Origin of the sequence: Pseudomonas sp. zfem003, assembly GCF_032621675.1 — a bacterium.
Classification (GTDB): Bacteria; Pseudomonadota; Gammaproteobacteria; order Pseudomonadales; family Pseudomonadaceae; genus Metapseudomonas; species Metapseudomonas otitidis.
Genome location: NZ_JAVYJG010000004.1, coordinates 558,968 through 582,622, shown reverse-complemented (window position 1 = coordinate 582,622; position 23,655 = coordinate 558,968). Strand labels below are relative to the sequence as shown.

Genomic DNA, 23,655 nt, shown 5'->3' with positions numbered 1-23,655 from the left:
CATGCGGGCCGAGTCATTGGTAGGCCGCTGTCTAGACTGGACCTGTGAAACGTCCCTGGAGGAGTTGCCAAATGTACCCGCAGAAACTCATCGCCCGCCTCGACACACCCGGTACCCGCCCGCTGTGGCAGGTGTTCTGGTTGCAAGGCGTACTGCCCAGCCAGTTGATGCTGGGCGGCATCCTGCTGTTCGCCCCGCGCCTGGACAGCGTGACGCTGGCCCTCTCGTTGATGGCGTTCGTCGGCTATACCGCCTGGGTGCTGAATGCCGTGTGGCGCAATGCCGGCAACGTGCGTGACCGGATCTACGGTGAGATGGCGCGCTTCCTCACCGTGGCCTGGTCGATCAATGCCGTGCTGCTGTCCGCCTTCCTGCTGCTGGGCCACCTGCAGCCACTGGCCCAGGGGTTCGGGCAAGCGGGTTGAGGGCCGGCAGGCCGTAGCGGGTACTCACCAGCTGAGCAGGAACATCGCCTTGGCGAGGAACAGGATGCCCAGCATCTGAACCAGCACGCTCAGGTGGATGAGCCGTGAACGCGCTGACGTCATACGCCCGCTGCGCATCAGGAAGACCACCAGCAGGAAGTGCCCGAGGATGCTCAGCGCCAGGGTGATCTTCAGGGCCAGCAAGGTGCCGAAGCTGCTCGCCAGCGGCTGAGCCAGCACCGCCCGGTAGTGCCAGGCAAGGCCCAGCCCTGCGCCGTACAGCGCCAGCACCACCCAATGCATTACCTGTCGGGCGCGCTTGCCCACGGCATGGGACAAACGGCTGCGCGCCTCCTCATCGAGCGCCGGCGTGGCCCGGCTGAGGATCATCACCTCGAAGAACACCCCGCCGATGAAGCAGGCGGCTGCCGTGAGGTGGACGAATTTCAACAGAAGATAGGACATGGCTCCCCCTAGCCCGGATGGCCATCGACACGGGTCCGGCAAAGCATCGGCCCGTAGCTGAACAGAAAATGTGCATACGCCAGGCTCCAGGCCAGCGCCGCCAGCTCGAGCATCGGCTGGTAGGCGAAGGAAACCCCCACCACCCGCAGCAGCGCCGCCAGGTTGAGCAGCACGAAAGCCATGGCGAACCCGCGCGGCAGTTCCAGCGGCCGCCCGGTATGGCCCAGTGAGACGCGCGCCAGCATCGCCAGGATCAGACCGCCCACGGCCCCTACCGTCAGCGCGTGCAGTGCCTGGCTGAAGGGCACCGGGGCCCCCAGGTGCCACAGCCCGAGGCCCAAACAGGCCAGGGCCATCCAGGCATAGGCCAGGTGCAGGGACCACAGCAGCGGTACCCGCAACAACCCGGCATCGAACCAGCGGCACAGGCGAATGCTGTGCCCCAGCCCCAGGGCCAGCAGCAGGAGCGCACCGCCCCAGTGGGGTTGCAACAGCAGGCCCGCAGCCGTCAGCACCGCCAGTCCGACACTGCCCAGCAGCAGCGCCACATCCAGCCAGGCCCAGGGCGACACCATCTGCGTACGCCCCAGGCCGCGCTGGGTGAAGAAAGGAATCACCCGCCCGCCGATCACCGTCATCATCGCCGCCACCAGCCAGATCGCCGCCAAGCTACCCTGGCGCTGCCAACCCTCATGACCCAGCAACACGCCGAGCAGGCTGAGCAGATCGGCCGCGGCCAGCAGCGCGAGCACCAGCACGATCGGATAATTGCGCCGTTGGCGCACCGCCCAGAGCAACCGCCCCATGACCGCCGTCACCGCCAGCAGGAACGCCAGGTTAGCCAGCAGCAGGAGCCCGCCCCACGGCAACCACCAGCTCAGCCGGCCCAGTAGCCAGAGTACGGCAAGCCCTCCCAACGGCCGTCCCGACAGGCTCGGTCGCCCCGTCCAGGTCTGCACGGCCGTGAGCAGGAAGCCGGCGATGATGGCTCCGGCAAACGCGAACACCTGCTCGTGGCGATGCCACACCAACCAGCCTCCCTGCGGCGCCGGTAACGGCACGCCATGGAGTGCCAGAACCCACAGCGGTATGGCCAGCGCCGCCAGTCCGGCACCGAGCAGGAAGAACGGCCGGAAGCCCAGCCGCAGGAGCGGCGCAATGGCCAGGGCCTTGCGCTTATCGATGATCAGCATGGTGCCTCCTACCCGTACTGGCCGGTGGCTGGGCTGCCAGCAACACCTCGGGGCAATTGAAGTTGAGCAGGCGCGGGTCGTCGTCCCGGCAGGCCAGCTCGCAGACGCCCAGGCGCCGCCAGAGGCGGCCGGGGCTGCGCTCGCCCTCCGCCCAGGCGGACTCGATCGCGCCCAGCAGCGTACGCGGTAGCACGCAGAGCAGCGGCTGCAGGTGCTCGCCCTGACGCACGGCGGCAATCCGCCCAGGGTGCTCCAGGGCCAGTCGCTGCAAGGTGCCCAGCAGCACGGGTTCGACGGCCGGCAGGTCGCAGGGCGCCACCAGCAGGTGCGTCCCCCGCAGGCTGCGCAGCCCGGCCAGGATGCCGGCCAACGGGCCGGGATAGCCCGCCAGCTCATCGCTCAGGGTGCGGTCGCAGAATGCGGCATAGCGGGCCTGGTTGCGGTTGCAGGACACCATCAGCTCGCTGACCAGCGGCCGCATCCCACGGCAGACCCACTCGGCCATCGGCTTGCCGCACCAGGTCACCAGGCCCTTGTCGAGCCCGCCCATGCGCGCACCGCGCCCACCGCTCAATATCAGTCCGGCACAGCGTTCTCGCATCGGCGTGTTCCTCGGTAAGGGTTCCGGGTCCATGGTGGCTCGGCCTCCGGCCATAAAGGTCCGGCACGGTCGCCTATCCCACAGCGTGGGGCCATACCTCCATCTAGGTACTCCCTCTGAGCCGGGAAAAATTGACGAGAATCATTATTGATTGCCTTCGCACTCCCTAAGCTGCCGCCACCCTCCTCCATACAGGAAGACCGCAGCATGAAGCCGCTCACCCTGCTCCCCCTTGCCGCCCTGCTGGCCCTGCCCTTTGCCTCGGCTCGCGAATACCCCATAGGCGAACCCCAGCAATGCGCCGGCATGGAAGTCGGTGCCGTGTACCTGCAACCCATCGAGATGGACCCGCCCGGCATGATGCGTCCGGCTGCCGAGTCCGATGTGCACATGGAGGCGGACGTACGCGCCCTGGAGAGCAATCGCCACGGCTTCCAGGAAGGCAGCTTCGTGCCTTATCTGACCGTCGCCTACCGCCTGCAACGGGTCGGCAGCGACAGGGTGATCGAGGGCGACTTCCACGCCATGGTCGCCAGCGATGGCCCGCACTACGGCGACAACGTGAAGCTGGATGGCCCTGGCCAGTACCAACTCACCTACCGTGTGGCGTCACCCGGTAGCGGCCACGACCACGCCTTCGGCCGGCATACCGACAAGGAGACCGGTGTGCCCGCCTGGTTCGAACCCTGCGAACTCACCTACCGCTTCACCTACGCCGGCATCGGCAAGAAAGGCGGCTACTGAGACCCACGGCGCGCCACCCCGCGCGCCCGTGCCGGAGACCCTGATGAGAGCCTTCCCCGCCCTCCTCCTCATGCTGGCCCTGCCAGCCTCGGGAGCGCCGTTGCCCAGCTATGAGTTGGAGATCCGCGACGGCCATTTCACCCCGCCCAGCCTCGTGGTGCCGGCCGGGCAGCGTTTCAAGATCAACGTGCACAACCGCGGCCAGGGCCCGGTGGAGTTCGAGAGCCTGCCCTTGCGGGTGGAAAAGGTCCTGGGCCCCGGAGTCAGCTCCTTCGTCGTCATCCACCCGCTCAAACCCGGCCGCTATGGCTTTTTCGATGATTTTCACCTCGATCTGCCGCCCGGCTACATCGAGGCGCAGTAAGGAGCGGACATGGAACAGGCACTGTTGATCGTCTGGCGCGAAAGCGTCGAGGCGTTGCTGGTGGTCGGCCTGCTGTATGCCTGGCTGAGCCGTCAACCCGAAGGGCGCCGCGCCTTGCGCCTGCTCTGGATCGGCGTCGCCGGCGGTGCGGCACTGGCCGGGCTGCTGGCCCTGCTGATGCTGGTGGCCGGCAACTGGATGAGCGGCACTGCTGGCGAATGGTTCCAGGCGGGCATGAGCGCCCTGGCCAGCTTGCTGATCCTGCAGATGGTGGTGTGGATGGCGCGCAATGGCCGCCAGCTGCGCCGACAACTGGAGCACCGCGCCGCCCTGGCGCTGGCCCAGGGACGGCAAACGGCTCTGGCTTTGCTGGCAGCCCTCGCGGTCGCCCGCGAAGGCAGCGAGATCGCCATCTTCCTCTACGGCGCAGCCGGGTCGGCCAGTGCAGGCCAGATGCTCGCTGGTTCGCTGCTCGGCGGCCTGCTGGGCCTGGCCAGCTTCGCCCTGCTCCAGGCGGGCAGCCGCCTGCTGGACTGGCGACGCTTCTTTCTGATCAGCGAGACGCTGCTGCTGTTACTCGGCGGAGCCATGCTGATGAACGCCCTGGATCGCGCCAGCGGCCAATTGATGGGCCTGGACCTTCCCGAGCCGCTCTATGCCTGGCTCGGCGATCCGCTCTGGGACAGCTCCGCTTGGCTGGACGATGGCTCGCGCCTGGGTAGCCTGGTGGCCAGTCTCACCGGCTACCGGGCCATGCCGTCCGCTGCCGCGCTGGTGTTACTGGCCGGCTTCTGGCTGGTGGCCTGGTACTGGCGGCGCGTGCCCGCTCCTGCCGAGGGTGAGCGGAGCCCGGCATGAAGGCCGCGTTGAATCACGCCCTCGGAGCCCTCGGCGACGGCCTGCGCCACCACGCACCGTTGGTGCGTCGGTTGCAATGGTCCGTGGTGCTGTTCTACGCCGTGCTGCTGGTGGTGCCCGCCTTCGCCCCGTTGCCGGACAACCAGGCCCGCATCCTCGGCAACCTGGTGCTGCTGGCCCAGTTCGTGTTCTGGGGCATCTGGTGGCCCTTCGTGCTGCTTTCGGTGGTGCTGTTCGGCCGACTCTGGTGCGGCCTGCTGTGTCCCGAAGGTGCCCTCAGCGAGTGGGCCAGCCGACATGGCCGCGGCGGCGGCGTGCCGCGCTGGATGCGCTGGGGCGGCTGGCCGACCCTGGGTTTCTTGCTGACCACCCTCTACGGCCAGTTGATCAGCGTGTACGACTACGCCCAGGCAGCGTTGCTGATCCTCGGCGGTTCGACCCTGGCGGCCATGCTGGTGGGCTGGCTGTACGGTCGCGGCAAGCGCGTGTGGTGCCGCTACCTGTGCCCTGTCAGCGGGGTGTTTGCCCTGCTGGCCAAGCTGGCCCCGGTGCATTTCCGCGTGGACGAGGCCCAGTGGCAGGCCAACCCGCCGCCCCACCTGTCGCCGCCCAATTGCGCACCGTTGCTGGATATCCGCCGCATGCGCGGCGCATCGGCCTGCCATGCCTGCGGTCGTTGCAGTGGCCAGCGCGGTGCCGTGCGCCTGATAGCCCGGTCCGGGTGCGACGAGATCGTCCACTTCGGCAACGCGGCGGACAACCGCTGGGAAACCCGCCTGCTGCTCTACGGAGTGATGGGCCTGGCCATGGGGGCCTTCCAGTGGACGGTCAGCCCCTGGTTCATCGCCATGAAACAGATCCTGGCCGAGTGGCTGGTGGAAACCGGGCAGTTCTGGCCCTTGGAGGCCAGTGCGCCGTGGTGGGTGCTGACCCACTACCCGCAGGTGAATGACGCCTTCACCTGGCTGGATGGCCTGAGTATCTGCCTCTACCTGGGGGCCAGCGCCCTGCTGCTGGGCGGTACCTTGCACCTGCTGCTGCTTGCCGGGTCCCGGTTGGCAGGGCGCTCGGTGGAATTTGCCCGCCACCTGGCGCTGTGCCTGGTGCCGACCGGCGCGGCGGGCCTGTTCCTGGGGCTCACGGCCACCACCCTCAAGCTGCTGCGCTACGAAGGTCTGGCTTTGCCCTGGGCCGGCTCGGCCCGGGTCGCCCTGCTCGCCCTGGCGATCACCTGGAGCCTGTGGCTGGGCGTGCGGGTCTGTGCGGCCGTGCCCGGCCTGCGGCGTCTGGCGCCGCTTGGCGCGCTGGCCCTGGGCAACGCGCTGGCCGGTTATGGCTGGTGGTTGCAGTTCTACGCCTGGTGAGTCAGCCCCTGCGCAGTTCGAAACGCTCGAACAACTGCTCGAAATAGGGCCACAGTTCGGCCGCCTGCACCGGAGTGGCGGCGGCCGTCAGGGTGCCGTCGAGCATCTGCTGGGGGCGGGCCAATTGCACCGCGAAGTGCCGCACTCCCAGCGCCGCCAAGCGTTCGGCCAGACGCTGCAGGCGCCGGCAGTCCAGCAGGTCCCAATGCACCGTGGTCCGGCATTCGTGGGCCACCCCGCTGTCCAGCAGCAGCTCCAGGCTGCGCCAGTTGGCCTGGCCGCTGCCGGTGACGCCGGTGATCAGCGCCGCCTCTTCTTCCAGTGCCTTGACGTCGAAACCGACCCAGTCGGCCTGGCCCAGGGCGCGGGCGAAGGACGCCGGCTTGATCCCGGCGCTGTGCAGGCCGACCTTGAAACCCAGCTCACGTACCCGCTGCATGGCATCTGGCAGGGAGCGTTGCAGGGTCGCCTCGCCGCCCGAGAACACCACCGCCTGGAGCAGGCCCTGGCGCTGGCGAAGAAAACCCAGCACACGGTTCCAGCTCCACTCGGTGGGACCGCCGCAGCGAATCAGCTCGGGATTGTGGCAATAGCGGCAGCGCCAGGCACAGCCCTGGCAGAACAGCACGCAGGCCAGGTGGTCGGGGTAGTCGAGGGTGGTCATCGGTTGCAGCCCGCCGATGCGCAGGGCTTGGTGGGCAGGGTGCACGGGAGAAGGAGGCATGGTCGTGGCTCCGAGGACAGGCATGGCGAAGCCCGGACCATCCACGATGGTCCGGGCTCTTCGGGCTGGGCTCAGCGAGGCTCGGCGAAGTGCTGGCGCTCGCGGTGTTCCGACTGCTTGCCGGGGTTGAAGGCCGTGACCGGGCGGTGATAGCCCATTACACGGGTCCAGACCTCACAGCGCTGGCGCTGGGCTTGCGGGTGTTTCACGTTGGCATCCATGGGATGGCTCCTTGGGTGGGAATGGTAGGGATCAACCGCCGCAGGCGCCGCAGCAGGCGTGCTCGAGCAGCAGCGCTTCGTCGCACTTGGGGCAGAACTCGTGCTCGCCGGCCAGGTAGCCGTGTACCGGGCAGATGGAGAAGGTCGGCGTGACGGTCAGGTACGGCAGGCGGAACCGCGAGAGCGCGGTGCGGACGAGCTGCTTGCAGGCCTGCGCCGAGGAAATCCGCTCGGCCATGTACAGGTGCAGCACAGTGCCGCCGGTGTATTTGCACTGCAGCGCGTCTTGCAGCGCGAGGGCTTCGAACGGGTCGTCGGTGAAGCCGACCGGCAACTGCGAGGAGTTGGTGTAGTAAGGCGCCTCGGGTGTGCCGGCCTGGAGAATGCCGGGGCAGCGCTTGAGGTCTTCCTTGGCGAAGCGGTAGGTGGTGCCTTCGGCCGGCGTGGCCTCCAGGTTGTAGAGGTGGCCGCTGCGTTCCTGGAACGTCACCAGGCGACTGCGCACGTGGTCGAGCACCTGCAGGGCCAGTTCCAACCCATCCTGGGTGTGCATGCCGTCGCGGTCGTCGCTGAAGTTGCGCAGCATTTCGTGCAGGCCGTTCACCCCGATGGTGGAGAAGTGGTTGCGCAGCGTCCCCAGGTAGCGCCGGGTGTAGGGGTACAGCCCGGCGTCCATGTGGTGCTGGATCACCTTGCGCTTCACTTCCAGGCTCTCGTAGGCCAGGTCCAGCAGTTCATCCAGGCGCTGCAGCAGGCCGGGCAGGTCCTGCCGGTGGCGATACCCCAGGCGTGCGCAATTGAGGGTCACCACGCCGAGGGAGCCGGTCTGCTCCGCCGAGCCGAACAGGCCGTTGCCGCGCTTGAGCAGCTCGCGCACGTCCAGTTGCAGGCGGCAGCACATCGAGCGCACCTGGTTGGGCTGCATGTCCGAGTTGAGGAAGTTCTGGAAGTACGGCAGGCCATAGCGGGCGGTCATGTCGAACAGCCGCGTGGCGTTGTAGCTGTCCCAGGGGAAGTCGTGGGTGATGTTGTAGGTCGGGATCGGGAAGGTGAACACCCGGCCCTTGGCGTCGCCGGCCATCATCACCTCGATGTAGGCCCGGTTGATCAGGTCCATCTCGGCCTGTAGGTCGCCGTAGCAGAATGGCATCTCCTGGCCGGCGATCACCGGCACCTGCTCGCGCAGGTCCTCGGGGCAGACCCAGTCGAAGGTCAGGTTGGTGAAGGGCGTCTGGGTGCCCCAGCGCGACGGCACGTTGAGGTTGTAGATGAACTCCTGCAGCGCCTGGCGCACCTGGGCGTAGTCCAGGCTGTCCTGGCGCACATAGGGCGCCAGGTAGGTGTCGAAAGAGCTGAAGGCCTGCGCCCCGGCCCATTCGTTCTGCAGGGTGCCGAGGAAGTTGACCATCTGCCCCAGGGCACTGGAGAGGTGCCTGGGCGCCCCGGCCTCCACCCGTCCGGGGACGCCGTTGAGCCCCTCGTTCAGCAGGCTGCGCAGCGACCAGCCGGCGCAGTAGCCGGCGAGCATGTCGAGGTCATGGATATGCAGGTCGGCCTCGCGGTGGGCCCGGCCGATCTCCGGCCCGTACACCTCGTCCAGCCAGTAGTTGGCGGTGACCTTGCCCGACACGTTGAGGATCAGCCCGCCCAGGGAATAGCCCTGGTTGGCGTTGGCCTGCACCCGCCAGTCCTCGCGGGACAGGTATTCGTTCATCGAGGCGGCCACGTCGATCAGTTGCTTGCGGTCGCGCCGCAGGCGGCCATGGCGCTCGCGGTAGACGATGTAGGCGCGGGCCGTCTCGTAGTAGCCCGCCTCCATCAGCACCCGCTCGACCCGGTCCTGCACCTGCTCCACGTCCAGCGTGCGGTACTCCAGCAGGCGAGCCAGCACCGCCTCGGTCAGCGCTCGCGCCTCCGAGACGCCGAACTGGCCACTGGCTTCGCCGGCGGCGGCAATGGCGCGCTCGATCTTGGATGCGTCGAACGGTACTTCGCTGCCGTCGCGCTTGAGCAGGATCAGCGGCCGGTACGGCCACTTTTCGAGATACATTGCGAACCCCCTGAACACATCATCTAGTTGCTTTATAGGATTTAAAACACAATATGCTGTGTAATCTACCTGCGAAGGGTCTTTGCAAATTGACCGTGGTCAAGTTTTGCCGGAGCAGGTTTAGGGGGGGCGTACAACCGTGATCGGCTTCCAAGCGAGGGCGCCCTGCCCCGTCCCAACGCCTGTACCGGATGCTCACGCTGTACGTGCAGGGCCCGCCGTACCACTCGGATGAGCACGGCAATCGCTGGGCAGAGGGAGGTCGACGGGCCCTTTCGTGGGCAGTCGTGACAGCCGAGGGTGCGGCCGGGATAAAAAAGCCACGGCTCCCGGACCAGACCCGGCCGGGAGGCGTGGCTAAGCCCAGCAAGGGGCCAGAGGGAACAGTCAGCCGCCGGTGGCGTTCATGAAGCGCAGGACCTGCACGTCACCGGTGTCGAATTCATGGCGCAAGGGCTTGCGCAGCAAGGCCTGGCGGATGGCCGCCAGTACCGGTTCGTCGTCACAGGGGTGGCGCCGCAACAGGCCGCGCAGATCGATCGAATGTTCGTGTCCCAGGCAAAGCAGCAGGCGCCCTTCCACTGTGACGCGGACCCGGTTGCAGGTGGCGCAGAAGTTGTGGCTGTGGGGCGAGATGAAGCCGATGCGGCTGTCGGGGTAGTCCTGCAAGCGTACATAGCGGGCCGGCCCGCCGCTCTGTTCAGCGCTGTCGATCAGGCTGTAGTGCTCGGCGATTCGCGTGCGGATCCAGTCACTGGAGCAGTAGCTCTCGCCGCGATCACGGCCCACCTGCCCCAGGGGCATTTCCTCGATGAAGCTGATGTCCAGGCCCCGGTCCAGGACGAAACGCACCAGGTCCAGCACTTCGTCGGCGTTGCGTCCCTGCATCACCACGGCATTCAGCTTGAGGTTGGTGAACCCGGCCGCCTGTGCCGCTTCGATGCCGGCCAACACCTGGCTCAGCTCCCCCGTGCGGGTGATGGCGCGGAAACGCTCGGGGCGCAGGCTGTCGAGGCTGATGTTGAGGCGCCTGACGCCAGCATCGGCCAGGGGCCTGGCCAGCCTGTGCAGTTGCGAGCCGTTGGTGGTCATCACCAGCTCACGCAATCCGGGCAGCGCGGCGAGGCGCTGGCAGAGGCCCACCACTCCCGGACGTACCAGCGGCTCGCCGCCGGTGAGGCGGATCTTGCGGGTGCCCTGGGCCACGAAAAGCCGCGCGGTGCGCTCCAGTTCCTCCAGCGTCAGCACCTGCTGGCGCGGGAGAAAGGTCATGTCCTCGGCCATGCAGTAGACGCAGCGGAAATCGCAGCGGTCGGTGACCGACAGGCGAAGGTAGTCGATGCTGCGGCCGAAGCCGTCCTGCAACAGGCTGCTCATGGTTCTCCCCAGGCCCTTGGGCCGGTTTACTGCAACAGGGGGCTGTCGGCGCCGTCGAGGACGATGCCCTGGATGTCCGCCTCGCCCACCAGGTTCTTCAGGTACTGCGCCACGGCAACTTGCCAGACGCGCTGGTCCAGCTCGGCACCGATGGCGGCCTCAACCGCTTCGAAGGGCAGCAACTGCCCCTCGATGCGCTGCTCCACCCACACCACGTGAAAGCCGTAGCGGCTCTCCAGGGGTTGTACGGCGAGGCCTTCCGGCAGGCGGAACAGCTGCCGTTCGAACTCGGGCACCGTTTGCCCCTGGCTGATCTGTCCCAGGGCGCCGCCCTGTGCCTTCGACGGGCAGGCCGAGTGCGCCTGGGCGATTTCGTCGAAGCGACCGGGCCGCTCCCGCAGCTCCTCGATGAGCGACTGGGCCTGCTCGCGCAGGCGGCTGCGCTCTTGCGCGTCATCTGCCGGACAGTCCAGCAGGATGTGCCGCACTGCCAGCAGCGGCGCGCTGGCATAGCGCTGGCGGTTGCGCTCGAAATAGTCGCGGCGGGTGCTCGCGTCAGCCAGCGGCAGGGTCACTTCGCGCTCGATCAGTGCTTGGGTGGCTGCCTCTTCCTCGCTCTCGCCAGCAGCCGGCCGCACCTGGATCTGCAGCGCCTGGATGCGCTGCTGCAGCAGCTCGCGGATCACCAGGGCCTGGCTGGCCAGGAAGATCGCCTCCTGCCGCGTGGCCGCCGGGTGGTACTGCAGCTCCTGGGCGATGGCCTCGGGGGCGATGGCCAGGCCATTGACCTTGATCCGCGGCCATTCCTGCTCGCTGCTGGCGATCAACTCGGGGGCCGGCTCGTCTTCGCCGTCCTCCTCGCTGCTGGCCTGCTCGTCCGGCTGGGGCGGCGGCTCGTAGGCCTGCACGCCGGCCTTGTCCACGTCTGCCACTACCGGGCTGACACCACCGGCGCAACCGCCGCCGCCATTGCCGTTACCGCCACATCCACATCCCATCGCACACCTCCACATCATTCAGGGGGTGGGCAAGCGCCTGCGGCCTTGCCCACGGGGTTTCTCCGGGCCGGCCCTTCAGGCCTTCTGCCGGACGATCTGGTAGCGCCGCCCCAGGTACCAGACCGGTGCGCTGACGATGTGCACCAGACGGCTGAAGGGGAACAGCACGAACAGGGTCAGGCCGAGGAACACGTGCAGCTTGTACACCAGGCCCACCGGCGCGATGGCAGCGGCGGCCTGCTGGGGTTGCAGGGTCACGGTGTATTGCGCCCAGTCGGCCAGCATGACCATCACCGAGCCGTCCATGTGGTGCGTGGAGGCGTAGATGGTGCTCAGGCCCAGCAGCAACTGCACCAGCAGCACAACCAGCACGAGGATGTCGGAGCCGCTGGAGCTGGCCCGCACCCGCGCATCGCTCAGGCGGCGCTTGAGCAGCATCAGCAGGCCGATCAGGCACAACCCGCCGAAGAAGCCACCCGATACCATCGCCAGCAGCTGCTTGTGCTCGGTGCTGATGAGATGGTGGTAGACCGAGGCCGGGGTCAGCAGGCCGACGAAGTGGCCGGCCAGGACGAACAGCACGCCGATGTGGAACAGGTTGCTGGCGATCCGCATGTAGCGGTGTTCGGCCGGCGTCCGGTTGAAGATCTGGCTGGAGCCAGCCTTCCAGCTGTACTGCGACAGGTCGAAGCGGGCCCAACTGCCGATCAGGCAGATCGCCAGGGCGATATAGGGGTAAACGCCGAAGGCGAGGAAGTTCAGGTTAGCCATTACGCACCTCCTGGGCCGGCACAGTGGCCGCCCCGTCCTGCTTGAAATCGATCCAGTGCAGTGGCACCGGCACTTCTTCGCGGACCTTGCCCGGCCGCGTGGCCTGGCTCGGGCAACGTTCCTGCTGCTCGGCCTTGAGTAAGTCCACGGCCTCCTCTTCCCACAGCTTGTCCAGCGCCTCCAGACTGTCGTCGCGCGGCTCGCTCGCCACCTGCTCGCGGACCTCGGCCACCGCCGAGGCCGGTTGCTCGCCGGCGATCTGCAGCAAGGCGCGGAAACAGGCTGCGTAGGGGCTCATCCGCTCCTCCAGGCGCGCCGCCAGCAGGGCCAGCAGGTGCGCCACGTCGGCCAGCCCTTCGCGTGCCTCCAGGTCGTCGCGGCTGGCCAGGTACTCCAGGTAGAGCGGGATGTAATCGGGCAGCTCGCGGACGCCGATGGCAAAGCCGGCCGCCTCGTACTGAGCCATCAGGTCGACCATGGCCTGGCCGCGGTCGCGGGATTCGCCATGGACGTGTTCGAACAGCAGCAGGGACAGGGCCCGGCCCCGATCGAACAGCTCGGTGTAGCGCTCCTGGACGTCCATCAGGTCGTCTCGGACGAGTTCGTCGAGCAGTCGCAGCAGCGAGTCGCGCTGGTCCGGGCTGATCTCCCGGGCGCCACTGATGGCGGCGTCCAGTTCGGCATGGGCGCCACACAGCGCCTCGTCCGGGTAGTCCAGCAACAGGGAAATCACCTTGAGAATCTTCATGCTCAGTCCTCCCACAGCTGGACGGTCTTGAGGACGTCGCGCCGGTTGGCCTTCTTGGCACCGAACATGTTCAGGTCCGAAGCACCGCTGCAGCCGCTGCCGAAGCTGAAGCCACAGCCGGAACGCTCGGCGAAGGCGTCGCTCATGGCCTCTTCGCGGTGGGCCGAGGGGATCACGTAGCGGTCTTCGTAGTTGGCGATGGCGAGGTAGCGGTACATGTCCTCGCACTGCGCCACGCTCAGCCCGACCGATTCCAGCACCTTGAGGTCCTGCACGCCGTCCACTTGTTCGGCACGCTTGTAGGCACGCATCGCCAGCAGGCGCTTGAGCGCCAACTTGACGGGCTGCTCGTCACCGGCGGTGAGCAGGTTGGCCAGGTAACGCACCGGGATGCGCAGGCTGTCCACGTCCGGCAGCACGCCGTCCATGCTCACGCTGCCCTTGGCGGCGGCGTTCTGGATCGGAGACAGCGGCGGCACGTACCAGACCATCGGCAGCGTGCGGTACTCCGGGTGCAGCGGCAGGGCCAGTTGCCAGTCAACTGCCAGCTTGTACACCGGCGACTTCTGCGCGGCTTCGATGACCGACAGGGGCACGCCGTCCTTCAGGGCCTGCTCGATGACCGTGGGGTCGTTCGGGTCGAGGAAGATTTCCAGCTGCTTCTGGTACAGGTCCTGCTCGCTCGGCGTGCTGGCCACCTCGTGGATGCGGTCGGCGTCGTACAGCAGCACGCCAAGGTAGCGGATGCGCCCAACGCAGGTTTCCGAGCACACGGTGGGCATGCCGGCTTCGATGCGCGGGTAGCAGAAGATGCACTTCTCGGATTTCCCGCTCTTCCAGTTGAAGTAGATCTTCTTGTACGGGCAGCCGCTGATGCACATGCGCCAGCCCCGGCACTTCTCCTGGTCAATCAGGACGATGCCGTCCTCTTCGCGCTTGTAGATCGCCCCGCTCGGGCAGGAGGCCGCGCACGCCGGGTTGAGGCAGTGCTCGCACAGGCGCGGCAGGTACATCATGAAGGTGTTCTCGTACTCGCCGTAGATGTCGGCCTGGACCTTGTCGAAGTTCTTGTCCTTGCGCCGTTTGGCGAACTCGGTGCCGAGGATTTCCTCCCAGTTGGGCCCCCACTCGATCTTCTCCATGCGCTGGCCGGAGATCACCGAGCGAGGCCGGGCCACTGGCTGGTGGTTACCCAGCGGCGCGGTGTGCAGGTGCTGGTAGTCGAAGTCGAACGGCTCGTAGTAGTCGTCGATGGAGGGCAGGTCCGGGTTGGAGAAGATGTTGGCCAGGACCCTGAACTTGCCGCCAATGCGCGGGTTGATCGAACCATCGCGGTTGCGGACCCAGCCGCCCTTCCACTTCTCCTGGTTCTCCCACTCCTTGGGGTAGCCGATGCCGGGCTTGGTCTCGACGTTGTTGAACCAGGCGTACTCCATGCCTTCGCGGCTGGTCCAGACGTTCTTGCAGGTGATCGAGCAGGTGTGGCAGCCGATGCATTTGTCCAGGTTCAGGACCATGCCGACTTGCGAACGGATCTTCATGGCTTAACTCCTCACTCAATCTCGGTCGGCAGCGGTTGTGGCAGGGCATCGCCGTTGGGGCCATCCAGCCAGTCCACCTTGTTCATTTTTCTCACCACCACGAACTCGTCGCGGTTGCAGCCGACGGTGCCGTAGTAGTTGAAGCCGTAGGCCAGTTGGGCATAGCCCCCGATCATGTGGGTGGGCTTGAGCACCACGCGGGTCACGGAGTTGTGGTGGCCGCCACGGGTCTGGGTGCTCTCGGCGCCGGGCACGTTCACGATGCGTTCCTGGGCGTGGTACATCATCACCATGCCCTCCTTGACCCGCTGGCTGACCACCGCGCGGGCGGTCAGCGCGCCGTTGGCGTTGAAGCACTCGATCCAGTCGTTGTCCTCGATGCCGACCTTCTTCGCGTCGATCTCGCTCATCCACACGATCGGGCCGCCCCGACTCAGGGTCAGCATGATCAGGTTGTCGCTGTAGGTGCTGTGGATGCCCCACTTCTGGTGCGGGGTGATCCAGTTCAGGCAGATCTCCGGGTTGCCGTTGGGCATCTTCCCGTTCACATAGCCCGTGGAGCGGGTGTTGATCGGCGGCCGGTAGCTCTGCAGCCCTTCGCCGAAGGCCAGCATCCAGGGGTGGTCCTGGTAGAACTGCTGGCGGCCGGTCAGGGTGCGCCACGGGATCAGTTCGTGGACGTTGGTGTAGCCGGCGTTGTAGGAGACGTGTTCGTCCTCGAGGCCGGACCAGGTCGGGCTGGAAATGATCTTGCGCGGCTGGGCCTGGATGTCACGGAAGCGGATGGCCTCGTGTTCCTTGGATTTGGCCAGGTGGGTATGGTCGCGGCCGGTGAACTCCGACAGCGCCGCCCAGGCCTTGACCGCCACATGGCCGTTGGTTTCCGGCGCCAGGGCGAGGATCACCTCGGCGGCGTCGATGGCGGTGTCGATCCGGGGGCGACCCTGGCTGACGCCTTCTTCGCGGACCTTGTAGTTGAGCTTGCCGAGGAACTCGACTTCCTGCTCGGTGTTCCAGGTGATGCCCTTGCCGCCGTTGCCCAGCTTGTCCAGCAGCGGGCCGAGGGAGCTGAACTTCTTGTAGAGGCTGGGGTAGTCGCGCTCCACCACGGTGAAGTTCGGGCAGTTCTTGCCGGGCTGCGGGGCCTGGCCTGCAGTTTTCCAGTCGCCGCCGCCGAAGGGCTGCGCCAGTTCGCCGGGGGTGTCGTGGAGCAGCGGTACGCTGACCAGGTCCTGTTCCACCCCCAGGTGCTTGACCGCCATCTCGGAGAACGCCTTGGCGATGCCCTTGTAGATCTCCCAGTCGGAGCGGGCCTCCCAGGCGGGGTCGATGGCAGCCGACAGCGGGTGGATGAAGGGGTGCATGTCCGAGGTGTTCATGTCGTCCTTCTCGTACCAGGTCGCGGTCGGCAGGACGATGTCGGAATACACGCAGGTGGAGGACATGCGGAAGTCGAGCGTGGTGACCAGGTCGAGCTTGCCGATGGCGCCCTCTTCCACCCACTCGGCCTCGGTCGGCTTGAAGCCGCCGCGCTTACCCAGGTCCTCGTTCATCACGCCGTTACGGGTCCCGAGCAGGTACTTGAGCATGTACTCGTGCCCCTTGCCGGAGCTGCCCAGCAGATTGGAGCGCCAGATGAACAGGTTGCGTGGGAAGTTCACCGGGTTGTCGGGCTGTTCGCAGGCGAAGCGCAGCGAGCCGTTGTGCAGCGACTGCACCACGTAGTCCTTGACGTCCATGCCGGCGGCGACGGCATCGCGGGTGATCTGCAGCGGGTTGCGGTTCAGCTGCGGGGCGCTGGGGAGCCAGCCGGCGCGCTCGGCGCGGATGTTGTAGTCGAGCATGTGCTCGGGGTAGCTGGCCTTGTCGGCCAGGGGCGAGAGCACCTCGTGGATGCTCATCTTCTCGTGGCGCCACTGGGAGCTGTGGTTGTAGAAGAAGCTGGTGCCGTTCATCTGCCGGGGCGGACGGTGCCAGTCCAGGCCGAACGCCAGGGGCAACCAGCCGCACTGGGGACGCAGCTTCTCCTGGCCGACGTAGTGGGCCCAGCCACCTCCGGTCTGGCCTACGCAGCCGCACAACATGAGCATGTTGATCAGGCCGCGGTAGTTCATGTCCATGTGGTACCAGTGGTTCATCGCCGCGCCGACGATGATCATGGAACGCCCCTTGGTCTTGTCGGCGTTGTCGGCGAACTCGCGGGCGATCTGGATGGCCTTCTCGCGGCTGACGCCGGTGATTTTCTCCTGCCAGGCCGGGGTGCCCGGCACGCGGTCGTCGTCATAGTTGCTGGCGACGTTGGCACCGCCCAGACCACGGTCGATGCCCAGGTTGGCAGCCATCAGGTCGAACACGCTGGCCACGCGGGCCTGGCGGCCGTCGGCCAGGGTCACGGTGCGCACCGGAACGCGGCGCAGCTGGATTTCGTCACCTTCTGCATGGGCAAAGTGCTCGTGGCTCAGGCCGCCGAAATACGGGAAGGCCACCTCGGCCGCTTCGCCGCTGTCGATCAGGCTGAGTGTGAGGTCGACGTCACGCCCGGCCCCGCCTTCGCGGGCTTCGATGTTCCACTTGCCCTTCTCGCCCCAGCGGTAGCCGATGGAGCCTTGGGGAGAGACCAGTTCGCCCGAGGCGTCGACGGCGATGGTCTTCCATTCGGGGTTGTTGGCCTGGCCCAGGTCGTCGGTCAGGTCGCTGGCCCGCAGGAAGCGGTCGGCCTGGTAGCGGCCGTCCTTCTCTTGCAGCAGCACAAGCATCGGCAGGTCGGTGTAGCGCTTGGCGTAGTCGGTGAAGTAGGCGCTGGGCTTCTCCAGGTGGAACTCTTTGAAGATGACGTGGGTGAAGGCCTGGGCCAGCGCCGCGTCGGTGCCCTGCTTGGGGTTGAGCCAGAGGTCGGTGAGCTTGGCCACCTCGGCGTAGTCCGGGGTGATGGCCACGGTCTTGGTGCCCTTGTAGCGGACCTCGGTGAAGAAGTGCGCGTCGGGCGTGCGGGTCTGCGGGACGTTGGAGCCCCAGGCGATGATGTAGTTGGAGTTGTACCAGTCGGCCGATTCCGGCACGTCGGTCTGCTCGCCCCACACCTGCGGCGAGGACGGCGGCAGGTCGCAGTACCAGTCATAGAAGCTCAGGCACACGCCGCCCAGCAGCGACAGGTAACGGGAGCCGGCGGCGTAGCTGACCATCGACATGGCCGGGATCGGTGAGAAGCCGACCACGCGGTCCGGCCCGAACTTCTTCACGGTGTAGACGTTGGCGGCGGCGATGATCTCGTTGACCTCGCTCCAGGTGGAGCGCACGAAGCCGCCCATGCCGCGCTTGCTCTTGTAGCTCTCCGCCTTGACCGGATCACTGACGATGCTGGCCCAGGCCTCCACCGGCGCCAGGGTGCGGCGTGCCTCGCGCCACAGCTTGAGCAGCGGCTTGCGCACCTTGGGATACTTCAGCCGGTTGGCGCTGTAGATGTACCAGCTGTAGCTGGCGCCGCGCGGGCAGCCACGGGGCTCGTGGTTGGGCAGGTCGTCACGGGTACGCGGGTAATCGGTCTGCTGGGTTTCCCAGGTGATCAGACCGTTCTTGACGTAGATCTTCCAGGAGCAGGAACCGGTGCAGTTCACCCCGTGGGTGGAACGCACGATCTTGTCGTATTGCCAGCGTGAACGGTAGACGTTCTCCCAGTCACGCGACTCCTTGCGGGTCTCGCCATGACCGTCGGCGAACTCCCCCTGCTTGCGATTGAAGAAACGCAGCTGGTCGAGTATGTGGCTCATTTTCTCTTCCTCTCAGGCTGAGTGCGGACGGCTCCGCACTCGTCGTTGTTCTCGGGGTGTGCGGGCTAGCAGGGGGTTTCCGCCCCTTTGCGCGAGTACCACCACCAGGTGACCAGGATGCAGCTGACGTAGTAGGCGACGAACAGGTACAGAGCGACCTCGGGCCCGCCGGTGAGGGCGATGGAGGTGCCGAAGGATTTGGGAATGAAGAAGGCGCCGAAGGCACCGATGGCCGAGCTGAAACCGAGCACCGCTGCGGATTCCTTGCCGGCGGCCTTGAGTGCCTGCTCGCGCTGCTCGGCACCATGGCCGGCGCTCAGCCGCTCGTGGAGGGTGCGGAAGATCACCGGGATCATGCGGAAGGTGGAGCCGTTGCCGATGCCGGTGGTGACGAACAGCAGCATGAACATCGCCAGGAAGCCGTAGAAGTTCCCGCCCTGCCCGTTCTGCGGCAGGAAGGCGATGACCCCGAACACTGCGGCGATCATCACCACGAAGTTCACCAGGGTGACCCGTGCACCGCCGAGCTTGTCCGCCACCCAGCCGCCCAGTGGGCGTACCAGGGCACCGACCAGCGGGCCGAGGAAGGCGAATTTGAGGGCCATCACGTCCGGGAACGAGGTCTTGATCAGCAGCGGGAAGGCGGCAGCGAAACCGATGAAGGAACCGAAGGTGGCCAGGTACAGCCAGCACATCAGCCAGTTGTGCTTGCGGGTGAAGATCACCGCCTGCTCAGCAAAGGAGGCACGGGCCGAGGCCAGGTCGTTCATGCCGAACCAGGCCGCCAGAGTCACCAGGGCGATCAGCGGCACCCAGACCAGCCCGGCGTTCTGCAACCACAGCTTGCTGCCATCAGCCAGTTCCTGGGGCGCGCCTCCGACGACACCGAAGAGGCCAAAGCCGATAACCAGCGGTACCAGGAACTGCATGGCCGACACGCCAAGGTTGCCGAGTCCGGCGTTCAACCCGAGCGCTGTGCCCTGCTGGGCCTTGGGATAGAAGAAGCTGATGTTGGACATGGACGAGGCGAAGTTGCCGCCACCGAAGCCGCACAGCAGCGCGATCAGCACGAACACGCTGTAGGGCGTGGTCGGGTCCTGCACCGCCAAGCCCATCCAGATCGAGGGGATCAGCAGCGATGCGGTGCTCAGTGCGGTCCAGCGGCGCCCGCCGAACACCGGCACCATGAAGGAATAGAAGATGCGGAAGGTCGCCCCGGACAGCCCCGGCAGCGCCGCCAGCCAGAACAGCTCGTCGGTGCTGAAGGTGAAGCCGATGGCGTTCAGGCGCACGATCACCGTGCTCCACACCATCCACACGGCGAAGGCCAGGAACAGTGCGGGAATCGAGATCCACAGGTTACGGGTGGCGATGGTCTTGCCGGTGGCTCCCCAGAAGTGCGGGTCCTCGGGGCGCCAGTCCTCGATGACCGGCCCTTGCCGGGGCGGCTGTCCCATGGTCGGGTTCTTGGTTGCGGACATGCTCGGTCTCCTAGCAGCGTCAGGATGCGGAATTCATGGGGCCGGTGGACCCGGAGCCCATGACCGGGGTTTTGCGAACTTCGCTGAGGTACATCCAGATCAGGGAGACCCAGACCACGCCGTACATCAGCATGAAGCAGGAGCTGCGCACGCCGGTGAGGTCCACCAGAGCGCCGAAGAGGATCGGCAGGACGAAGCCGCCCAGGCCGCCGGCGAGACCGACGATGCCGGACACGGCGCCCATGCGATCGGGGAATTCGTTGGAGATGTACTTGAATACCGAAGCCTTGCCGAAGGCCCAGGCGATGCCCATCACGAACATCAGCGTGGTGAACACCCAGACGTTGAGGCCGATGTGGAAGGCGCGCGGTCCGTCGACGGTGTGCACGGTGAAGTCGGTCTGCGGGTAGGACAGGATGAACAGGCACACCCAACTCACCCACATCACCCACCAGGTCACGCTGTGGGCGCCCCAGCGGTCCGACATCCAGCCACCGATGGCCCGCAATACACCGCCCGGCAGGGAGAAGCAGGCGGCCAGCAGCGCGGCACTCTGCAGGGTGAAGCCGTACTCCTGTACGTAGTACTTGGTCATCCACAGGGCCAGTGCCACGTAGCCGCCGAAGACGATCGAGTAGTACTGGCAGTAGCGCCACACGCGCGGGTCCTTCAGGGTGGCGAGCTGTTCAGCCAGGGATACGCTCGCGGCCACGCGGTGCGACTTGTCCTCGTAGGTAAGGAACCAGAACGCCAGCGCGGTGAGGAACATCACCAGGGAATACACCTTGGGCACCATCTGCCAAGTAGCGGCAGCGATGATCGCCGGGGCGACGAACTTGGTCAGTGCCGAACCGGCGTTGCCCGCGCCGAAGATGCCCATTGCCAGGCCTTGGCTGGTCTTGTCGAACCACTTGGCGACATAGGCGATGCCGACCGAGAACGAACCGCCGGCCAGGCCGACGAACAGCCCGAGGGTGAGGAACTGCCAGTACTGGGTGGCTTCGCCGACCAGGTAGATCGGCACCACGCAGACCAACATCAGTACGAAGAACACGATGCGGCCGCCGAAACGGTCGGTGAGCATGCCCAGCGGCAAGCGGACCAGTGAACCCGTCAGCACCGGGGTCGACGCCAGCAGGCCGAACTGGGTCTCGTTGAGCTGCAGCAGTTCCTTGATCGGGACCCCGAGCACCGCGAACATCATCCACACCATGAAGCAGATGGTGAACGCTGTGGTACTCAGCCCCAGGACCAATCCTCGCTGTACTTTCCGGCTTGCCATGAGCGCTCTCCGAAGCGGTTTCATGGCTGCAGGCTATTGTCCGGGGGCTGTTTTCCCTTGACCTGAATCAAGGAGCCCAGAGGGGGTGTGGCCCTACCATTTGCCGGACTACCACCAAAGTGATAGTGCCTGAAAATGGAAATAAACCCTTAGGAATCAAGGGTTTGAATGAATACGAAGGCCTTCCCGAACGGACCGGGAAACGGCCTGAACTCTTTGGAGGTAGGGCCATGCTGGACTGGTTCAAGGGCTCGTTGCCGGCCCGTGCCGGGCTGGCGGTGATCTTCATCGCGACACTGGCTTTCTGCAGCGCCTTCAGCGCCGTGCTCATCGCCATGGCCAGCGAGGACGATGCCGCTGCCATCAATACCGCCGGCTCCTTGCGCATGGCTACCTACCGCCTGAACTGGCGCCTGGAAACCTCAGCCAATTCCTCCATCATCGCGGACCTGCGCGACGACCTTCAGCGCCGCTTGGACAGCCAGCCACTCCGGCACATGATCGGCGACGACCCCTCCGACCCGGTTGCCCAGGTTTTCGCCCACATCCGGCAGCAGTGGCAGGAACAGTTGCTCCCGGCTCTGCAACGTGGCGACAAGCTCGCGTTCCAGGCCCAATCCGAAATCTTCGTCGGCCAGCTCGAAGACTTCGTCCTGCAGTTGCAGAAACAGAGCGAGAAGCGCCAGAGCTGGCAGCAGAGCATCCAGGGCGCTGCCCTTCTGTTAACCGTGGTGATTCTGCTGGTGGGCATGTTCGAGCTGCAGAACGGTGTGATCACCCCGCTGCAGGAGCTTGTCGGTGCTACTGAGCGGTTCCGTGCCGGCGATCTCAATGCACGCATCGAGTACCGCTCCAGTGACGAACTGGGGCAGATGGCCGACAGTTTCAACGCCATGGCAGACGCCATCGAAGAGTCTCACCGCACCCTGGAATCCCGGGTGGCGGAGAAGACCCAGAACCTGGCCCAGAGCAACGCTGCCCTTGAACTGCTGTACCTGAGCAGCCGCAGCATCGCCAGTATTCCAGCCAATGCCGAGCAGTTGGACGAACTGATCGACAGCTTCCAGCAACGCCTGCCCGGTCTGCGTCTGACCCTGTGCCTGAAGGGGGACACCCAGGCTCCGGTGGAGAACCTGATCGCCCTGCACGGCAATGAATCACGGGAAATCTGTGCCCGAACCGACTGCGACAGTTGCCAGCGACATACCCGCCCCAACGGGGTGGATTTCGTCATCAGTTCCCAGGGCAACAGCCTGGGCGAGCTACGGGCCCACTACCAGGACGGTCACGTGCCCCGGCAATGGGAACAGGAGCTGATCCAGGCGCTGGCCAACCTGATCGGCACCTCGCTTTCGCTGGAGCGCCAGCGCGAGCAAGACAACCGCCTGCTGCTGCTCGACGAACGCACCACCATTGCCCGCGAGCTGCACGACTCCCTGGCCCAGGCCCTGTCCTACATGAAGCTGCAGGTGAGTCGCCTGCAAACGCTGATTCGCCGCGGCGAGAACAGCGAGCTGTTGCTGGAAGTCAGCGATGAGTTGCGCGAAGGCCTGAACAACGCCTACCGCCAGTTGCGCGAGCTGCTCACCACCTTCCGTTTACAGATCCAGGATGGCGGCCTTGAACAGGCTCTGGACGACACTGCCCGCGAGTTCGCCGAGCGTGGCAACCTGCGCGTGCTGCTGCGCAGCGAGCCGTTGGCCTTCACCCTCTCGGCCACCGAACAGATCCACCTGCTGCAGATCGTCCGCGAGGCGCTCTCCAACTGTGCACGCCACGCCCGGGCCAGCCAGGCCTGGGTCCAGTTGCACCAATTCGGCGAGGAGGTCGAGCTGCTGGTCGAGGACGATGGCATCGGCATCGACCCCAGCTTCGATACCCGTCATCACCACGGCCTGAACATCATGCAGGAGCGTGCACGCAGTCTGGGCGGCCTTCTCACGCTGTCCCATCGGGAGCCCCACGGGACTCGTGTGCACCTGCGGTTCTGTCCGGATTTCCTGGGGCGCCCGACCCCTGAGGCTTATGCATGAACACCACCCTCCCCCACACCCTGCTGTTGGTCGACGACCACCCGATGATGCGACGAGGCCTGCGCCAGCTCATCGAGCTGGAAGGCGATCTGACGGTCGTGGGCGAAGCCAATAACGGGCTGGAGGCCTGCGAGCTGGTGAAGCGCCTGGCCCCCGACCTGGTGGTGCTGGACAACAACATGCCCCAGCTCAACGGCGTGGAGACCCTCAAGCGCCTACGCGAGCAAAGCTTCACCGGCAAGGTGCTGCTGTTCACCGTGTCCGATGCCGAGCACGACGTGCGCGACGCCATGCGCTTCGGGGCCGACGGTTACCTGCTCAAGGACATGGAACCCGAACAGTTGATTGCGCGCCTGCGCGAGGTACTGCGCGGCACGCTGGTGATCAGCCCTTCGCTGACCACCGTACTCGCCCAGGCCCTGCGGGCACCGCAAAGTGTCAGCTCGCTGGACCTCACCGACCGTGAGCGGCAGGTGTTGAAGATGATCGCCGCCGGGTTGAGCAACAAGATGATTGGCAACAAGCTCGGCATCACCGAAGGCACGGTGAAGGTCCATGTAAAGAACCTGCTGCACAAGCTGGGCCTGCGCTCACGGGTTGAGGCGGCCGTCTGGGCCCTGGAGAACCTCGGCTGAGCCGTGGCCCGGC

21 protein-coding genes are annotated in these 23,655 nt (G+C 66.1%); 7 read left to right on the top strand and 14 right to left on the bottom strand.

The window, feature by feature from the left end; all coding sequences use genetic code 11:
• The first annotated feature begins 71 nt into the window (after positions 1–71).
• Positions 72–425 carry a hypothetical protein gene (locus RTK35_RS11535; RefSeq protein WP_279811737.1) on the top strand — a complete coding sequence of 118 codons (354 nt, stop codon included), beginning with the start codon at positions 72–74 and terminating at the stop codon, positions 423–425.
• Positions 426–449: 24 nt separating this feature from the next.
• On the opposite strand, the gene RTK35_RS11530 is transcribed toward RTK35_RS11535, so the two are convergent.
• From RTK35_RS11530 to mobA, 3 genes are read right to left on the bottom strand one after another with little or no spacing between them, the layout of a single operon-like run.
• Entirely contained in the window at positions 450–890 is a 441-nt protein-coding gene (locus RTK35_RS11530) for a CopD family copper resistance protein (protein WP_279811739.1), read from the bottom strand.
• 8 nt (positions 891–898) lie between these two features.
• Entirely contained in the window at positions 899–2,083 is a 1,185-nt protein-coding gene (locus tag RTK35_RS11525; RefSeq protein WP_279811741.1) for an NnrS family protein, read from the bottom strand.
• A complete protein-coding gene (gene mobA / locus RTK35_RS11520) occupies positions 2,067–2,684 on the bottom strand; it encodes a molybdenum cofactor guanylyltransferase MobA (protein WP_279811743.1) in 618 nt (205 codons plus the stop codon). The genes RTK35_RS11525 and mobA overlap by 17 nt, the downstream gene beginning before the upstream one ends.
• Positions 2,685–2,891: 207 nt before the next feature.
• Here mobA and RTK35_RS11515 point away from each other — a divergent pair, with 207 nt between their 5' ends.
• Genes RTK35_RS11515 through RTK35_RS11500 form a run of 4 tightly spaced genes read left to right on the top strand, consistent with a single transcriptional unit; the run spans position 2,892 to position 6,014 of the window.
• Positions 2,892–3,428, top strand: coding sequence for an iron transporter (locus RTK35_RS11515; RefSeq protein ID WP_165667858.1), 537 nt, complete (start codon positions 2,892–2,894; stop codon positions 3,426–3,428).
• Positions 3,429–3,471: 43 nt separating this feature from the next.
• Positions 3,472–3,792: a cupredoxin domain-containing protein gene (locus tag RTK35_RS11510; protein WP_279811747.1), complete on the top strand. Its 321-nt coding sequence runs from the start codon at positions 3,472–3,474 to the stop codon at positions 3,790–3,792.
• Positions 3,793–3,801: 9 nt separating this feature from the next.
• Positions 3,802–4,650, top strand: a complete 849-nt coding sequence (locus tag RTK35_RS11505; RefSeq protein ID WP_279811749.1) for an FTR1 family protein — start codon at positions 3,802–3,804, stop codon at positions 4,648–4,650.
• Positions 4,647–6,014 (top strand): 4Fe-4S binding protein, encoded by a 1,368-nt coding sequence (locus tag RTK35_RS11500; RefSeq protein WP_279811751.1) that lies wholly within the window; start codon positions 4,647–4,649, stop codon positions 6,012–6,014. Before RTK35_RS11505 ends, RTK35_RS11500 begins: the two co-directional genes overlap by 4 nt.
• 1 nt (position 6,015) lies before the next feature.
• Here RTK35_RS11500 and RTK35_RS11495 read toward each other — a convergent pair whose 3' ends face one another.
• The 11 genes from RTK35_RS11495 to RTK35_RS11445 all read right to left on the bottom strand — a co-directional run bounded on the left by RTK35_RS11495 (position 6,016) and on the right by RTK35_RS11445 (position 20,974).
• Positions 6,016–6,738 carry an anaerobic ribonucleoside-triphosphate reductase activating protein gene (locus RTK35_RS11495; protein WP_279811753.1) on the bottom strand — a complete coding sequence of 241 codons (723 nt, stop codon included), beginning with the start codon at positions 6,736–6,738 and terminating at the stop codon, positions 6,016–6,018.
• 71 nt (positions 6,739–6,809) lie between these two features.
• Positions 6,810–6,959 (bottom strand): anaerobic ribonucleoside-triphosphate reductase, encoded by a 150-nt coding sequence (gene nrdD, locus RTK35_RS11490; protein WP_107329874.1) that lies wholly within the window; start codon positions 6,957–6,959, stop codon positions 6,810–6,812.
• A 31-nt stretch (positions 6,960–6,990) separates the two neighbouring features.
• Positions 6,991–9,009, bottom strand: a complete 2,019-nt coding sequence (locus RTK35_RS11485; RefSeq protein WP_107329873.1) for a ribonucleoside triphosphate reductase — start codon at positions 9,007–9,009, stop codon at positions 6,991–6,993.
• A gap of 387 nt (positions 9,010–9,396) precedes the next feature.
• Complete coding sequence (gene moaA / locus RTK35_RS11480; RefSeq protein WP_107329872.1) at positions 9,397–10,386, bottom strand: GTP 3',8-cyclase MoaA; 990 nt, start codon at positions 10,384–10,386, stop codon at positions 9,397–9,399.
• 26 nt (positions 10,387–10,412) lie between these two features.
• Entirely contained in the window at positions 10,413–11,384 is a 972-nt protein-coding gene (locus tag RTK35_RS11475; RefSeq protein WP_279811755.1) for a peptidylprolyl isomerase, read from the bottom strand.
• Between the two features lie 75 nt (positions 11,385–11,459).
• Positions 11,460–12,155 carry a respiratory nitrate reductase subunit gamma gene (gene narI / locus RTK35_RS11470; protein ID WP_107329870.1) on the bottom strand — a complete coding sequence of 232 codons (696 nt, stop codon included), beginning with the start codon at positions 12,153–12,155 and terminating at the stop codon, positions 11,460–11,462.
• Positions 12,148–12,903 (bottom strand): nitrate reductase molybdenum cofactor assembly chaperone, encoded by a 756-nt coding sequence (gene narJ, locus RTK35_RS11465; protein WP_107329869.1) that lies wholly within the window; start codon positions 12,901–12,903, stop codon positions 12,148–12,150. The genes narI and narJ overlap by 8 nt, the downstream gene beginning before the upstream one ends.
• Positions 12,904–12,905: 2 nt before the next feature.
• Positions 12,906–14,444, bottom strand: coding sequence for a nitrate reductase subunit beta (gene narH, locus RTK35_RS11460; RefSeq protein WP_107329868.1), 1,539 nt, complete (start codon positions 14,442–14,444; stop codon positions 12,906–12,908).
• An 11-nt stretch (positions 14,445–14,455) separates the two neighbouring features.
• A complete protein-coding gene (locus RTK35_RS11455) occupies positions 14,456–18,211 on the bottom strand; it encodes a nitrate reductase subunit alpha (protein ID WP_107329867.1) in 3,756 nt (1,251 codons plus the stop codon).
• 65 nt (positions 18,212–18,276) lie between these two features.
• On the bottom strand, positions 18,277–19,668 hold the full coding sequence (locus RTK35_RS11450) for a NarK family nitrate/nitrite MFS transporter (RefSeq protein WP_205886399.1): 1,392 nt from the start codon (positions 19,666–19,668) through the stop codon (positions 18,277–18,279).
• A gap of 43 nt (positions 19,669–19,711) precedes the next feature.
• Complete coding sequence (locus RTK35_RS11445) at positions 19,712–20,974, bottom strand: nitrate/nitrite transporter (protein WP_316908044.1); 1,263 nt, start codon at positions 20,972–20,974, stop codon at positions 19,712–19,714.
• A gap of 230 nt (positions 20,975–21,204) precedes the next feature.
• Here RTK35_RS11445 and RTK35_RS11440 point away from each other — a divergent pair, with 230 nt between their 5' ends.
• Both RTK35_RS11440 and narL read left to right on the top strand, forming a co-directional pair.
• Positions 21,205–23,007, top strand: coding sequence for an ATP-binding protein (locus RTK35_RS11440; protein ID WP_107329864.1), 1,803 nt, complete (start codon positions 21,205–21,207; stop codon positions 23,005–23,007).
• Positions 23,004–23,642 carry a two-component system response regulator NarL gene (narL, locus tag RTK35_RS11435; RefSeq protein ID WP_107329863.1) on the top strand — a complete coding sequence of 213 codons (639 nt, stop codon included), beginning with the start codon at positions 23,004–23,006 and terminating at the stop codon, positions 23,640–23,642. The genes RTK35_RS11440 and narL overlap by 4 nt, the downstream gene beginning before the upstream one ends.
• The last annotated feature ends 13 nt before the right edge of the window (positions 23,643–23,655 follow it).